This is a genomic window from Citrobacter sp. RHB36-C18, assembly GCF_013814485.1.
In the GTDB taxonomy this organism is placed as follows: Bacteria; Pseudomonadota; Gammaproteobacteria; order Enterobacterales; family Enterobacteriaceae; genus Citrobacter; species Citrobacter braakii.
This window is the reverse complement of sequence record NZ_CP057125.1, coordinates 3219193-3234521: the sequence shown is the minus strand read 5'-3', so window position 1 is coordinate 3234521 and position 15329 is coordinate 3219193. Positions and strand designations below refer to the sequence as shown.

The following is a 15329-nucleotide window of genomic DNA, read 5'->3' as shown; positions in this document are numbered from 1 at the left end:
CAGGCTTCATCCGCATGTTCAGCAACCAGAATATCGCTGTCATACTCCTGGAATTGCCACTCCTGAGAATGAATGTTCTCCTCGTTAAACTGGATATAATCGATCACTTACCCACAACCTCGACCGTCACGTCATTTGCCTGGTTATGACGCGCAATATAGTCATAACCGCCGTAGCTAAAACGCTGATTCAGCGGCACCATCTTCACGCCGCCGTCGGCGCCGGCAATCGCCACGCGTTTTTGACCCGCGATTTCGGAAATCAGCAGCGGCCGCAGCCCAGGCGCAGATTCTGACGTTGCTCCTGGGGAAGCGCTAATATCATCCATTGTGCTGGCGGTGCTCACCGGCATAACCGCTACGCTATCCGCCTTTTTCTCACCGCGTAGCTTACGCAGCTCGCTGCGGACTTTTTCCAGCGCAAGCTGATTCACCAGCTCACGGTACTGGCTCTCGAAGTTGAAATCTTTTTCTATCATCTCAACAACGTGATCCTGCATCGGCGATACGTCGCTTAACGGCGGCGTGCCTTCCGCTTGTACAACCTCCTGCGCAGGGATGATTTCTGCCGTATCTGCGGCGTAAAGAGCAGGTGAAAGCGTCAACACTATTCCCGCAATAATTAATTTCCCTTTTTGCATGCCAGTCCTCCGGTAACAAGCGTTGATTTTTCATTGAATACGATTGATTTGATAATAAACGCGTCGGCAAAGGGTTGCTTATTCAACACCAGCGACACGCCCGAGATATCCATTTGGGTCGGTGAGGTGATCGTCCAACCGGCGAACAGCATGCCGAATGACGTTACCGCACTTTTCAGCGCGCTTTCATTTTTCTCGACGGCAGAGGAGGGCATCCCCGTTAATACCAGTTCAGTATTTCGTCCGCCTAATGAGTTCCAGGTGCTGATATAACTTAATACATCGGTACAGACCGGCAGATTGACCGTGTTTTTACTCTGCCAGGCGCTGAGCCATGGGTGTTTATTCATCCCGGACTCAACGCCCGTATAGTCCAGCGTGTTTTTTGAAAAACTGGGCGACCAGGTTTTGCCCCAGAGATTAATATCGGCCACGCTAAATATCCGCCCTGGATTCAGCGCATAGCTGAGTGAACAGCCCGTACTGATACATTCAATACTTTTTGGCGCAAAGCCCACCTGCGACAGTTTTTTATTCGCCAGCAAGAGCTGCTCCAGCAGCAGGCTGGCATCAGAAATGCTGCCGCCCGTGAGCGAGTTGCGATAAAAATCTTCGATAGCTTTGATTTTTTGCTGGCGGGCAGCCTGTTCAGCCTGGACTCTGGCCAATCGTTCCTGCTCCGGTTTCCAGATAAAATAGTAATAGCCTGACCCGCCGCCGCCAGCTAATAAAATCAGTAGCGTAACGACCCAGACGATAATATTACCTCCTCGCCCGGTAGAACCGCCCCCTATATTACGACGCTTCCAGAAATAGAGATTTTCAGAGACCGCCACGTTCTCATCCTTTTATAAATAATTTCAGTAGTGTCATAAACACCAGTAAAAATACGATGCCGCCTGCTATCAGAACGCCGATCATCATCTGTCGCCGCTTTTTCTGCCGCCGTTGATGTTCAGTACAGCCTTCAATCACCGCCTCAATGTGCTGTTCCGTTAACTGAATTAACGGTAGCTCCGCATACTGTGGCGATTCTTTCAGCTGTTCTTTCAGCTTCATCCAGAAGCGTCTGGAGACCAGACGATCGCTGCCCGAAACGGGAACACCGTGCGAGATAATCAGGAAATAGCAGCTTTCCGCCTGCTCATAATAATAAATACCGTCACCGTACAGGGCTTTCATCCACAGGGCGAAAGGCTCATATAAGGTGGAGTGTTTGGTACAGAAACCCGTAACCATTTCCCCTTCATCAGACTGGCCCGTTAACTGGCGATGGGTTCGCCGCAAATGTGATAACCAGTCAAGATAATAAGGCTCGTGAGAGGCAGGCTCGTAGCTCCAGACCAGATCAATTAATACCCGATTTTCTGATAAGTGCTTAAGCATGATGCCCTCATCGGGTCTGCGTTGGGGCACGGTAATTATCAATACCGACTACCATCACCACGGTTTCGACATGATCGCTGTTGGTAACCGAGCCTGCCAGCACCGACCATCCCTGACCGTCAGAATCCTCTTTCGCTTCGTATTTGCTGACCAGCAGCAGGCTACCCGGCGTAATTGTGGAAATGTTAAACATTTCCGTCGTGCTTACCGACGGCAGTTGAACTTCATCAAAGGTATCGATTGAGTTGAGGTAGCGCTTGGTAAAGCCGCTGGCCACTTCAATTCGCCCGTCCGTTAAGATACGCGGGGTAAGAATAAAGCTGGTACCAGTGACCAGTTCCGTGGTTTCCACCTCCGTACTGACGTCTCCTGAATTGGAATCTTCTTCCCTGGTGCGACTGGAGACATAATATTGCGACGTGGTCATGTTGAGTGGAATAGGGATGTTATTGCGGGTAATAAACGAACCGCTCTGGATCACCTTACTGCCGGTGAGTTCGTACAGGGCATCCAGTTGAGAGCTGATATTCATATGCTGATTGGTCCAGCCTGCGGTTAAGCCTCCGGAGAGCTTCATCAGCATTTCTGAGCTGTCGATACCAAAAGAGGAGGTCCCGTCGTTGAAGGTCATATTGACCCCACCGCCCAGCTCTTTCGTTTTGCGCTTATCAAGGGTAAATATTTTGTAAGTCACGACAAACTGACGGGTATTATCCGCCTGGAATTTCTTCAGCGACTCATTCAGCGCGTGATACTCTGAAGGGCGCGCGGTGATCGTCAGAATCGAGGCGTCTTTAAAAATGCTGTAAACGCCGCTGGAGACAAATTTTTCTGCCATATCCTCAACGTCGTCCCAGAAGCTGGATGAAAATTTGGTCTCGGCTTTGCCTTTCAGACCGCCGCTGGAGGTGGCTTGATTACCGGACAGATCGAGACTGGTCTCAAACTTATTCTCTTCGCCGTAAAAATCGAGCTTCAGCACATAGTTCTGGAAATAAGAGACGACCAGCACGCCGTTGTTATCCAGCACTGGGTTCACGTCATATAGCGCGGAAATATAGCGGGTAAATTCCTCAAACGTTCCGTTGAACTTAACGCTACGGAACTCCGGTTCCCCCGCATCCGATTTTCCACCGGGAATGGAAGTATTAATACGGTAGCTAATACCGGTTTGCGCGGTCACCGCCTCAAGAATTGTCGCCAGATCGGTAGGCTCGTAAGACTGAATACTCACCTGCTTACGCAGCAGCGCCTGTTTACGGGAGTTATATTCAACCTTTTTGCCCAGATAAGGCTCGTTATATTTCATATAACCGGTCGTTTTCATCTCATCCGGAGTGGTCGGGTTGCCGGTTTCCTGCTGGACAATACTTTTATCGTATTTGGTATCAATAGACGTACAACCCTGAAGAGCCAGCGTCAACGCCAGAAGCGAAACTTTAATTTTCATAGCATTTTTCCCTTGCTTAATTACTGCTCATCAATGATCAGTACGTTATTCGCCTGGTAGTCTTTAATCACCAGCCCGTAGTTTTCTGACGTAAATACTTGTCCAAGTTTAACCAGCACATCCTGTATTGATTTACCCTGCAAATGAATTGCCTTGTAAATAACAAAATCAGTTGAGCTGTTCCAGAGCAGCTTATAGCCATTTTGCTGCGCCCATTTTGTGAGCTGCTGGCTTAATAACTCCTCTTCCAGTAAATCAATTTTTATTTCCACTACTGGCGCACTGACAGGTGCGACGCTTTTCACCGTATCATCCCCTGAAAAGGGATTTCGCGGCGTGGTTGTACTTTCTTTCACTGGCGTGGTGGTTAACATCCCTGCGTCAATTTTTTGCCCGGCTGGTGCGCTGGCGGCAAAACTTCCCTGGCTGCCTAATAATGCGGACACGGCAGCCCCAATTATCCATGTTTTTTTCATCTTACTCTTCCAATGATTAATAGGTGATTCTTTCATGGTCCGGAATATCAAGTTCATTACCGTTTTCTTTGTAAAACTTAAGATCGTTATCTTCCGCAACAAGAGAATGGAGCACATACTTATTCGGTACCGCCTCACTCCAGGCGTAACCTTCGGATGAAATCATTCCCCCTTGCGGGATCGTGCTGCACCACTGGTTAATCACCACTGAGAGAGACTGCGGATTCATTTTATTGATACCATCACCATCGGGATTAATCATTGCCGAGGTGGCGCTGATTAACCAGAAGGGGGCGGGGTCGTCCTTGGTACCTGCACCTTTGAACCAGTCTTCCGCGATCCAGTCCTCAAAGGTTCCGTTTTTGTCCCTTTTCACCGGATCGTTGGCAGGGGCTGCAGTATCTTTGTTAATCACAATATTGGCCTGGATCGCAACACCCGCTACCGCCCCCACTTTGTTGCGGGTTTTAACGGTATTCAAACGCGTTGCCCCCTGCTGGGTGTAGTCAGTATAACCAGTGTCTGTTTCAGCATTCTCATCTGCCGCGACCGATGATATGGCGACCGACAGGCGGGGATAGAGGCTTCGCAGCGTGGTGTTACCGTCTTTATCGATACCGGTGACTTTAGGACACGTTTGCAACGGTAAACGAATTACGCCCGGCTCACTTAAGAGACCAGCGTAATTTGTAATATCATTTGCGGCTGTATAAATAGTATCAGCCCCTGTCGGACCTTTACCCTGCGGATAATCGTTTTTAAATGACTGATAAAAGGTGGTGGTGGGCGTCACCAGCTCATACTGACCACTGAAGGCATCAGAAAATACGCGTTCGGCATTATCACCACCCTGTTTGCCATCCTTAAGCGCATTCGCCTCTGCTTGATCGTAAGCCACATGCCATTTTTCCGGATGCTTGCGCGAGGTATTTTCCATCACGATATTGGCGTACAGCGTGCCGGTGGTGCCTTTGAGTGAACTTGGTGAAGCAGGTTCCACCTCGCTACCGTCTGTTTTATCCGCGCTGGTACGCAGATGCAGAATGCGATCGTCCGGGTTATCCGTGCCAGGATTGACGCCGTTGCTGTTCATTGCCGCCAGGCATAGCGTGCTCTTGTTTTGCTCTCTGCTCCAGCACATCGCCGGTTCGTTTTTATCTTTGCCTTCCGCATCGCTGCTGGTAATCAGCAGGCGGTCTTCATCAATCGCCGTAATGCACGGTCCAGCCTCGTCTTTGGCATCGTTCCAGCACAGTTTGGCAGTTGGAATAGAACCATCGGCTGCAATATCTTCACTGCTTTTGTCTAAGCTTAAGCGAATGCCGTAACGTTTATTTGTATTGAGCCTGTCCATATGATTGGGAACGTCCCCCATCTGCAGCGGTTGGCCTGCGGCCGTTGTTACCAGGCTAAAATTACCGTTACCCTCGATTTCAAACACCACCGCCTGCAGATAGCCGAGATCAACGCTTTTCAGCGCTTTTTCCAGCGGCTTAATAAATCCGGCAAAATGGAGACCTTCGTTCTCGGCCTCTGTCTGGTAGGTGAGGTAGAAATCGACACGTTCAATACCTGGCCCGCTGGTGCCTGCTTGCCGAATGTTGTTGACGAAGTCCACGCGTTCCAGCATCAGATCCAGCGATTCGGCGCCAGGGCGCAGTTCACACGGCAGCATGGACTCCGCAAGGGCGAAGGGTAGTTTTCCTTTATTTTTACATTCACTACCCAGAAACAGATAGCGAGAACCCCGGGTCGGTGACACCTGGGCTTGCGTTGATACACCAACAGACCAGCCGGAATAAAACTTGTCTGTATCCGTATTGGGATAGGGTTGATCCTGTAATGTTTTATTGGTGACGCGATTATCATAATTCGCGATGGCGACGTTAGTATTTTTCGTCCCGAATAGTGGGTTGGCTTCTTCACCGCCACCCAGAACATTCAATTTATTTTGCGCAATAAAGCGCATTACGCCAGAAATATCACGGACGATCATATCAGCGACAATAAGCTGGTGACTTTGCTGTGCTTCTTTTCGTTTATAATTTGCATAAGTCATCAGACACATGCCGATAATGGCAAGCACAAGAATCATTTCAAGAAGGGTGACACCTGCCTGCGGGCGAACGTTTTTTTTGAGGTATTTGTACGACATTTTTCCGTCCGTGGTATAAACAATGCCCCCATATACATGGGGGCAATTTATTAGAAAATAACGCTATAAATTAACGGCTACCGAGGATGACTGCGTTAGCAGAACCAGGGTCTGTACAGACAGAAGAACCCGTAATCACGTCCGGAGAGATGATATCACCAGCCAGTGTTTTAATGATCGGTGCAGCAGCCCCCACACCCATCAACAACTTCGCTGCTACAGCAGTACCAGCGTCAGCAGGAGGTGCTACAGCATAGGTACTCTGACTTCCAGCAGCAACAACCGCAGTTGCGACATAATCCCAGTTGCTAGCGGTCTGAGAAAGGAGATTACGACACTCCTCCTGACTTAAACCATTCACGGAAATATAGAAGCCTTTTGCTTTAGTATCAGTAGCATTAGCACCAATGCTTGCAGGCCCAATTTCAAATGGTTCATTGGAGAAACCGTTAAAAGCCTCACCCGTGGTCAGTTTACCCATTTTCAGCATGGTCATAACTGGCCCCTTGTATGTTGGGTTAGCTTCCGTTTTATCTTTATCCAACATAGCTTTAGTGATACCAGTCAGATCAGTAGACCCTGGATAACCGTTCGCATCACGATATACATCAGTCATCGATACGCGAATTGTGTTGGTATTATCAACAACATCGGTCATGTCCTGTGCAGCAAACGCACGCTGTGCCAAAATTACCACGCCCGCAGCAATAATACCGATAATGCCCAGAACGATAATAATTTCAAGTAGCGTTACGCCTTTCTGTTTTTTCAGCTCACGATACTGAGCCGCCTTTTTTTTCCATGAATGAATCATGCTTTTCATGTCTATCAATCCTTAGATATTGCTGGTTACTGAAAAATTAAAAATTAACTCCGCACTCACTGTGCCAAAACATTATATGCGGCATTTTTAAGAAAGCACCAGAAGCTAAAAGTTGTGACGGGATAATTAGGAAAAAGGGTGACTGGTCAGATGAGTTGTTTTTGAATCATTTTCCCATATATATATTTTATATATAACAAATATCATAAGGTTTTTTTTGAGTTATTTTTAGATTACGTTACGGTAATTTTCCTTTTCTGGAGAGTGATATATATTGATATGGTTAATATATTGAAATTAATATGGATTGGCTTTTATCTATTTTGGGTTAAAAATTGAGTTTAGCGGCTGGATAATATTTATCCAGTTAAGCGTTTCTGTAACTGACTTATGTTAGCGCCTGGGCTTGCCTTCATACAACTCGAATTATTTTGGCTATAAATAGATTGATTCACGCGATCGATTTCAAACCTGCGTTGGTGAAAATATGACCTGTGTGAAGAAAAGACGTTGAAAGCGGTGAAGGGGGCTGGCGGGAGTGTTCCCGCCAGCGGTTTGATGGCTGTGATTACTGCTTCGGTTCGGCAACCACTTTGCTACCGATACCGCGGTTGTTGTATTCCCACATGCGGTTAAAGTTGGTGTCGTTCAGGTTGCGCTGGATTTCACCTTTGTCATCTTGTGCACCGGTATTACCGGCAAAAGGACGCTTCGAGATAACGCTGTCAGCCCATGGTTTTGCCATGTTAAAGCCTTCGTTGATCACGCTGTCGCGGATAACGACCTGACCGTTAGTGTTCGAATCGACATCCAGCGAGCGGCCCAACTGTGCCACGCCATCACCACTCGCCGTGAAGCGGCTATTTGTGGCGAGGAAGCCGTAGTAGATGTTTGACAGCGTCGCTGGTGCAAACACATAGGCTTCCTGCTGCGTACGGGAGTTCACAACGCGGAAATCGGTGTTATCGAACACCACGGCGCCGCGACCGGAAACAATATCCACATCCCCTTCAATGTAGCTGTTGGTTACCAAAGTACGCGGTTGACGATCGTTTTCCAGACGGTTTTGTACGCCGCTGTTAGTCACGAAAAACGTATTCTGGCGACCGAGGATGTTGACCTTATTGATCTGCACTTTATCGCCATCGGTACGTAGCGCAACGGCCGGGTGATTACCCGCATCAACGCTGTCACCCAGATTGTTTTCGATGGTCAGGTTCTGCAATTGCAGACCGTTATTTTGCGACCAGACGACGGCAGAACACATCACGCCAATATTTGTGCCGCGCTTGTTCTGGCAATTATCAAACATATACCACGCCGGTTTACCCGGCATGTATTTACCGCCCGGGTTCACCGTACGACGCCAGTCTGCGGTGCTCATGTCACCATCAATAGCCTGGCCAATTTTCACATCCAGCGGTTTTTCGCCCATGCCGTACAGCGTCAGACTCCCCGTTGCTGCCGGGATATATACCGTGCCCTGATACTCGCCCGGCATAATCGCGATGTACTGACGTTTGTTAGTACGTTTGATGATTGCCGCATCAACCGCAGCCTGAATGCTGGTATGGGTGACGCCCTGAGTCCCAGCCGGGCCAACCACGAAGTCAGGCTGTGCAGGCAGAGAAATAGCAGAAGGACTCCACGGCGCGGTGTTTGGCGTCAGCGCGGAAAAATAGTGCGCAGCAACGAAGTTATTCGCTTCATTGGCCGACAAGATCGGGCGCGAAGAAGTACCTGGCGCGGTCTGATCGGAAGGAATTTGATCGGGCGGCGTAGAGCTACAGGCGGTCAGCGTCACGCCAAAAGCCATTGCCAGCGCCAGACGGGAAACTGATGATATGTTCACAGGTTGCTCCGGGCTTTGAAAGTTATCCATTGAAGCCTGCTTTTTTATACTAAGTTGAGCGAAACGGGAAGGTTAAAAGGTAAAAAGTTGTTTTTATCGCCGTAATGCCCGGCGCGGAGAGTCCTTATATCACAAATACATAACAATTACGGTCCTTCAGGTTGACAACATCCGTATAATCAAAAATAAATGTCTATACAACCTATGACAAGTGGTGAGTCGAATGCAGCAATTCTTCCCTGATGATGTTATCTGGCGCAATGTTCGTCTGGCGACCATGGATCCCGAACGTAACACCCCGTATGGGCTGGTGGAGGGTCATGCGCTGATCGTCCGTCAGGGGAAGATTCGCGATATCGTCCCGGAGTCATCGCTCTATCTCACACATGACAATACCTTTGATATGCAGGGCAGGCTAATTACACCTGGCCTGATTGACTGTCATACGCATCTGGTCTTTGGTGGAAACCGCGCAGGTGAATGGGAGCAGCGGCTAAACGGTGTCTCCTACCAGCAGATAAGCGCCCAGGGCGGGGGGATCAATGCCACCGTATCAGCAACCCGCAGCGCCAGTGATGAGCAACTCTTACATCTAGCGCATCAGCGTATGGAACAGCTGATCAAAGAAGGCGTTACGTTGCTGGAAATAAAATCCGGTTACGGCCTGGATTTGCAGACAGAAGAGAAAATATTGCGCGTGGCAGCGGCGCTGGCGGCGGAGAATATCATTGAAATAAGCCCCACGCTGTTGGCTGCCCATGCGACTCCAGCAGAATACCGGGATGATCCTGACGGCTATATTACGCTGGTGTGTGAGACCATTTTGCCGCAGCTGTGGGAACAAGGGCTGTTCGAGACCGTCGATCTGTTTTGTGAAAGCGTGGGTTTTACGTTGGCGCAGAGCGAGCGGGTGTTTCAGGCCGCGCAGGCGTTGGGCATCCCGATTAAAGGTCATGTTGAACAGCTGTCATTGCTGGGTGGCGCACAGCTGGTAAGCCGCTACCACGGGTTATCCGCCGATCATATTGAATATCTCGATGAAGCGGGCGTAGCGGCGATGAGCCAAAGCGGTACGGTCGGCGTGCTGCTGCCCGGCGCATTCTATTTCCTTAAAGAGCAACAGCGTCCGCCGGTGGCGTTGCTGCGTCAGTATCAGGTACCGATGGCGGTGGCGACAGATTTTAACCCAGGTACCAGCCCGTTTATCAGCCTGCACTGGGCGATGAATATGGCCTGCGTTCAGTTTGGCTTAACGCCGGAAGAAGCATGGGCGGGCGTCACCCGTCATGCGGCCCGGGCGCTGGGACGTCATGCCACTCATGGTCAATTGAAGGCCGGGTTTGTGGCCGATTTTGTGGTGTGGGATGCAACTCTCCCGGTCGAGATCCTGTATGAACCGGGGCGTAACCCGCTCTACCAACGCGTATTCAAAGGACAAATAGTATGACTCACTGGCAACCTGTTTCACCTGCGCTGTGGCAGGGACGTGATGACCGCGCCGAATCGCCGAATGCGCTGCGCCTGTTTCAGACTATCACGCTGAGCCCGACATTTAGCCCAGAAATGTATCGCGAGAAGATAGCGCTGCTTGGGTTTGCCTGCGACGAAGGCGTGAAACGTAATCAGGGCCGGACGGGAGCCGCCGGAGCGCCCGATGTGCTGCGCAAGGCGCTGGCGAATTTAGCCAGCCACGATGGGCATCATCGGCTGGTAGATCTGGGAAATATTGTGGCGCAGGCCCCCGATCTTGAGGGCGCGCAGCAGGCGCTACGCAATGCGGTGCAGCGCTGTCAGCAGGAGAATATACGTACCTTTGTTCTGGGGGGAGGACACGAAACCGCATTTGCGCACGGCGCAGGCGTGCTGGATGCGTTCCCGCAGGCGAAAGTGGGGATCGTCAACTTCGATGCCCACCTCGATTTGCGCCATGCCGATCAGGCTACTTCCGGTACACCGTTTCGCCAACTGGCGCAGCTTTGCGATGAACAACAGCGTGAATTTCACTATGCCTGTATCGGTGTCAGTCGGGCGGCAAACACCCAGGCGTTATGGGATGAGGCGCAGCGGCTTGGTGTGACCGTGGTGGAAGATCTGTACTGTGCAACGGCGCAGGCGCAGTTAGCGCAGTTTGTCGCCAACCTGGATGTTATCTATCTGACTATCGATCTCGACGTGCTGCCGGTGTGGGAAATGCCCAGCGTGTCGGCACCCGCTGCGCTGGGCGTACCGTTGGCGACGCTGCTGAATCTGATTGAACCCCTGTGTCGTAGCGGTAAACTGCAGGCGGTGGATATGGTTGAATTTAATCCACGCTTTGACGATGATGGCAGAGCGGCGCGCGTTGCGGCGCGATTAGGTTGGCAAATCGCGCACTGGTGGCACTGATATACCTGATGGCGTTGCGCTTATCAGGTTCGGGTAATGTCTGTAAACTGTACCCACTCACATTCTCAGCTTAAGGAAGGCTTACGCATGCTCCCATCCCGTTCTGCTCCGGCACCTTTTTACGAAAAGGTCAAACAGGAGATCAGCGAAAAGATTGCCAGCGGTATCTGGCAACCTCACGATCGCATTCCCTCTGAGGCGGAGCTGGTGGCGCAGTATGGTTTCAGCCGCATGACCATCAACCGGGCGCTGCGTGAGTTAACGGATGAAGGGTTACTGGTTCGTTTGCAGGGCGTAGGGACGTTTGTCGCCGAGCCGAAGGGCCAGTCTGCGCTGTTTGAAATTCGCAGCATCGCGGATGAAATCAACGCCCGTCAGCATCAGCACCGCTGCGAGGTGATCACGCTTGAACGAACCCAGGCAAGCGCGCAGCAGGCTTTGGTGTTAAACGTCAAAGAAGGCACCTCCATTTTTCACTCTGTCATGGTGCACTACGAGAACGAACTGCCGGTGCAGATTGAAGATCGCTGCGTGAATGCCGAAATTGTGCCAGCGTATCTGGCGCAGGATTACAGCCAGACTACGCCGCACGCTTATCTGTCGCTGATAGCCCCTTTAACGGAAGGCGAGCATATTGTTGAAGCGGTCCGCGCCAGTGCCGAAGAGTGCGCGCTGCTGAATATCAAAGAACACGATCCCTGTCTGCTGATCCGCCGTAAAACCTGGTCTGCGTCATCTATTGTCTCTCATGCGCGTTTGCTCTTCCCGGGGGCCCGCTATCGCCTGCAAGGGCGGTTTATGTCCTGAAAAGCGTGATTGCTACCGCAGTATAATAAAATTGTATCTTTTTTGTTAAAAGCACGCTTGCGATAACTTGTATAGACAAGTATATGTTACTTATCTGTCCGATCGTTCGCGAGGAGTGCTCTACCATGTCTCATAGCAAGTACCGTCAGCAGGATATTCGTGCCCCACGCGGCACCACCTTAACGGCCAAAAGCTGGCTGACCGAAGCGCCGCTGCGCATGTTAATGAACAACCTGGATCCCGATGTGGCGGAAAATCCGCATGAGCTGGTGGTATACGGCGGGATTGGTCGCGCCGCGCGGGACTGGGAATGTTATGACGCCATCGTCAACGCGCTGACCAAACTGGAGACCGATGAGACCCTGCTGGTCCAGTCCGGTAAACCGGTTGGCGTTTTCAAAACCCATGACAATGCGCCGCGCGTGCTGATTGCCAACTCCAACCTGGTGCCACATTGGGCTACATGGGAACACTTCAACGAGCTGGACGCCAAAGGGCTGGCGATGTATGGCCAGATGACCGCCGGGAGCTGGATCTACATCGGTAGCCAGGGCATCGTGCAGGGGACTTATGAAACCTTCGTTGAGGCCGGGCGTCAGCATTATCAAGGTAACCTGAGCGGACGCTGGGTGCTGACCGCCGGGCTGGGCGGCATGGGTGGGGCGCAACCGTTAGCCGCAACGCTGGCAGGTGCTTGCTCGCTGAATATTGAGTGCCAGCAAAGCCGGATCGATTTCCGTCTACGTACCCGCTACGTGGACGAGCAGGCGACATCGCTTGACGACGCGCTGGCGCGTATCGAAAAGTACACCCGCGAGGGGAAAGCGGTCTCCATTGCGCTATGCGCTAACGCCGCCGACGTTGTGCCGGAACTGGTGAAGCGTGGTGTGCGCCCGGATATGGTCACTGACCAGACCAGCGCCCACGATCCGCTGCATGGTTATCTGCCGTCCGGCTGGAGCTGGGAAGCGTATCAGGCGAAAGCGGTGTCCGATCCGCAGGGCACGGTACAGGCGGCGAAACGCTCAATGGCAACACACGTTGAGGCAATGCTGGCGTTCAGCAAAATGGGCGTGCCGACGTTTGATTACGGCAATAACATTCGCCAGATGGCCAAAGAGATGGGCGTGGAAAACGCCTTTGATTTCCCCGGTTTCGTACCTGCTTATATTCGCCCCCTGTTCTGCCGCGGCATTGGCCCGTTCCGTTGGGTGGCGCTTTCCGGCGATCCGCAGGATATTTATAAAACGGATGCCAAAGTGAAAGAGATCGTGGCTGACGATAAACATCTGCACCACTGGCTGGATATGGCGCGTGAGCGGATTAACTTCCAGGGATTACCGGCGCGTATCTGCTGGGTCGGTCTGGAATGGCGTCAAAAACTGGGGCTGGCGTTTAATGAAATGGTGCGCAGCGGCGAAGTGTCTGCGCCGATTGTTATTGGCCGTGACCATCTGGATTCCGGCTCCGTCGCCAGCCCGAACCGCGAAACCGAAGCCATGCGCGACGGTTCTGATGCAGTATCCGACTGGCCGCTGCTGAACGCGCTGCTTAACACCGCCAGCGGTGCAACCTGGGTGTCACTGCATCACGGTGGCGGGGTAGGAATGGGCTTCTCCCAGCATGCCGGGATGGTGATTGTTTGCGATGGCACTGATGAAGCCGCAGCGCGTATCGCCCGGGTATTACATAACGATCCGGCTACCGGGGTGATGCGCCACGCCGACGCCGGGTATGACATTGCGGTGGAATGCGCCGTCGAAGAAGGGTTGAATTTGCCGATGGTCGCGGCGACGCAGGAGAAACGCTGATATGAACACCATGACATTAACGCCGGGTCATCTGAGCTTTGCGCAACTACGCGACATCTGGCAGCAGCCGGTCAAACTGAGCCTGGATGCCGGGGCGATTGATGCTATCAACGCAAGCGTCGCCTGCGTCAATAATATTGTCGCTGAAGGCCGTACGGCGTATGGCATTAATACCGGCTTTGGCCTGCTGGCTCAGACCCGTATCGCCACGGAAGATTTGCAGAATTTACAGCGTTCGCTGGTGCTTTCCCATGCGGCAGGCGTTGGTGAGGCGCTCGATGACGCGATGGTTCGCCTGATTATGGTGCTGAAAATCAACAGCCTGGCGCGGGGTTTTTCGGGTATTCGTCTCAGCGTGATTGAAGCGCTGATTGCGCTGGTGAATGCCGAGGTGTATCCGCTGATCCCGGCGAAAGGGTCAGTGGGCGCATCGGGCGACCTGGCACCGCTGGCGCATATGTCTCTGACGCTGCTGGGCGAAGGTAAAGCGCGCTGGCAGGGGGAATGGCTTCCGGCGACCGAAGCGCTGAAAAAGGCCGGGCTGGAGCCGATTACGCTGGAGGCGAAAGAAGGGCTGGCGCTGCTCAACGGTACCCAGGCTTCCACAGCCTTTGCGCTGCGCGGGTTAATTGAAGCCCAGGAGCTGTTCGCGTCTGCGACGGTGTGTGGGGCGCTGACCACCGAAGCGGTATTGGGTTCTCGTCGTCCGTTTGATGCCCGTATTCATGCCGCACGAGGACAGCGTGGGCAGATTGATGCCGCAACGCTGTACCGCCACGTGTTGACCGACAACAGCGCGCTTTCTCAGTCGCATCATAACTGTGAAAAAGTGCAGGATCCGTATTCTTTGCGCTGTCAGCCGCAGGTGATGGGGGCGTGCCTGACGCAAATACGTCAGGTAATGGAGGTCCTGCTGGTAGAAGCCAACGCGGTTTCCGACAACCCGCTGGTGTTTGCCGAAGAGGGCGATGTCATTTCCGGCGGCAACTTCCATGCTGAACCGGTGGCGATGGCGGCAGATAATCTGGCGCTGGCGATTGCGGAAATCGGGGCGTTATCAGAGCGACGCATTGCGCTGATGATGGACAAACATATGTCGCAGTTGCCGCCGTTCCTGGTGAAAAACGGCGGGGTGAACTCCGGCTTTATGATTGCTCAGGTAACCGCGGCCGCGCTGGCGAGTGAGAACAAAGCGCTGGCGCATCCGCACAGCGTGGACAGCCTGCCGACCTCCGCCAACCAGGAAGATCATGTGTCTATGGCACCGGCAGCGGGCCGCAGGTTGTGGGAGATGGCGGCGAATACGCGCGGCGTGATTGCCGTGGAGTGGCTGGCGGCGTGTCAGGGGATTGACCTGCGTGAAGGGTTAACCTCAAGCCCGCTGCTGGAGCAGGCGCGCCAGGCTCTGCGCGAGCAGGTTGCCCACTATACGCAGGATCGCTTTTTTGCTCCGGATATTGAGTGCGCAACCGAACTGTTAGCCCAGGGGGCGTTGTTGAAATTGTTGCCTGAATTTCTGTAGAGAAGCCTTGTTTAGTAGGCCG

13 protein-coding genes are annotated in these 15329 nt (G+C 52.3%); 5 read left to right on the top strand and 8 right to left on the bottom strand.

Going from position 1 to position 15329, the window contains the following annotated elements; translation table 11 throughout:
* Positions 1 to 103: 103 nt before the first annotated feature.
* From HVZ52_RS15545 to HVZ52_RS15510, 8 genes are all read right to left on the bottom strand, one after another.
* A complete protein-coding gene (locus HVZ52_RS15545) occupies positions 104 to 640 on the bottom strand; it encodes a hypothetical protein (RefSeq protein ID WP_016156032.1) in 537 nt (178 codons plus the stop codon).
* Positions 622 to 1476, bottom strand: coding sequence for a hypothetical protein (locus tag HVZ52_RS15540; RefSeq protein ID WP_181598438.1), 855 nt, complete (start codon positions 1474 to 1476; stop codon positions 622 to 624). Before HVZ52_RS15540 ends, HVZ52_RS15545 begins: the two co-directional genes overlap by 19 nt.
* Positions 1477 to 1480: 4 nt before the next feature.
* Positions 1481 to 2026, bottom strand: a complete 546-nt coding sequence (locus tag HVZ52_RS15535; protein ID WP_016156034.1) for a hypothetical protein — start codon at positions 2024 to 2026, stop codon at positions 1481 to 1483.
* Between the two features lie 7 nt (positions 2027 to 2033).
* Positions 2034 to 3476, bottom strand: a complete 1443-nt coding sequence (locus HVZ52_RS15530) for a type II and III secretion system protein (RefSeq protein WP_131380953.1) — start codon at positions 3474 to 3476, stop codon at positions 2034 to 2036.
* Positions 3477 to 3496: 20 nt separating this feature from the next.
* A complete protein-coding gene (locus HVZ52_RS15525) occupies positions 3497 to 3952 on the bottom strand; it encodes a TcpQ domain-containing protein (protein WP_101699843.1) in 456 nt (151 codons plus the stop codon).
* 16 nt (positions 3953 to 3968) lie between these two features.
* The gene (locus HVZ52_RS15520; protein WP_101699844.1) at positions 3969 to 6107 is read right to left on the bottom strand and encodes a prepilin-type N-terminal cleavage/methylation domain-containing protein; all 2139 of its coding nucleotides are present in this window, start codon (positions 6105 to 6107) and stop codon (positions 3969 to 3971) included.
* 70 nt (positions 6108 to 6177) lie between these two features.
* Positions 6178 to 6930, bottom strand: coding sequence for a prepilin-type N-terminal cleavage/methylation domain-containing protein (locus HVZ52_RS15515; RefSeq protein WP_101699845.1), 753 nt, complete (start codon positions 6928 to 6930; stop codon positions 6178 to 6180).
* 568 nt (positions 6931 to 7498) lie between these two features.
* Positions 7499 to 8782, bottom strand: a complete 1284-nt coding sequence (locus tag HVZ52_RS15510; RefSeq protein WP_046274669.1) for a putative acyl-CoA thioester hydrolase — start codon at positions 8780 to 8782, stop codon at positions 7499 to 7501.
* A gap of 223 nt (positions 8783 to 9005) precedes the next feature.
* Here HVZ52_RS15510 and hutI point away from each other — a divergent pair, with 223 nt between their 5' ends.
* From hutI to hutH, 5 genes are all read left to right on the top strand, one after another.
* Positions 9006 to 10229 carry an imidazolonepropionase gene (gene hutI, locus HVZ52_RS15505; RefSeq protein WP_155574080.1) on the top strand — a complete coding sequence of 408 codons (1224 nt, stop codon included), beginning with the start codon at positions 9006 to 9008 and terminating at the stop codon, positions 10227 to 10229.
* Entirely contained in the window at positions 10226 to 11167 is a 942-nt protein-coding gene (gene hutG, locus HVZ52_RS15500) for a formimidoylglutamase (protein ID WP_181598437.1), read from the top strand. The genes hutI and hutG overlap by 4 nt, the downstream gene beginning before the upstream one ends.
* 87 nt (positions 11168 to 11254) lie before the next feature.
* Complete coding sequence (locus HVZ52_RS15495; RefSeq protein ID WP_181598436.1) at positions 11255 to 11974, top strand: histidine utilization repressor; 720 nt, start codon at positions 11255 to 11257, stop codon at positions 11972 to 11974.
* Between the two features lie 125 nt (positions 11975 to 12099).
* Positions 12100 to 13785, top strand: a complete 1686-nt coding sequence (gene hutU, locus HVZ52_RS15490) for a urocanate hydratase (RefSeq protein WP_049043080.1) — start codon at positions 12100 to 12102, stop codon at positions 13783 to 13785.
* Position 13786: 1 nt separating this feature from the next.
* Entirely contained in the window at positions 13787 to 15307 is a 1521-nt protein-coding gene (gene hutH, locus HVZ52_RS15485; protein WP_181598435.1) for a histidine ammonia-lyase, read from the top strand.
* Positions 15308 to 15329: the final 22 nt, after the last annotated feature.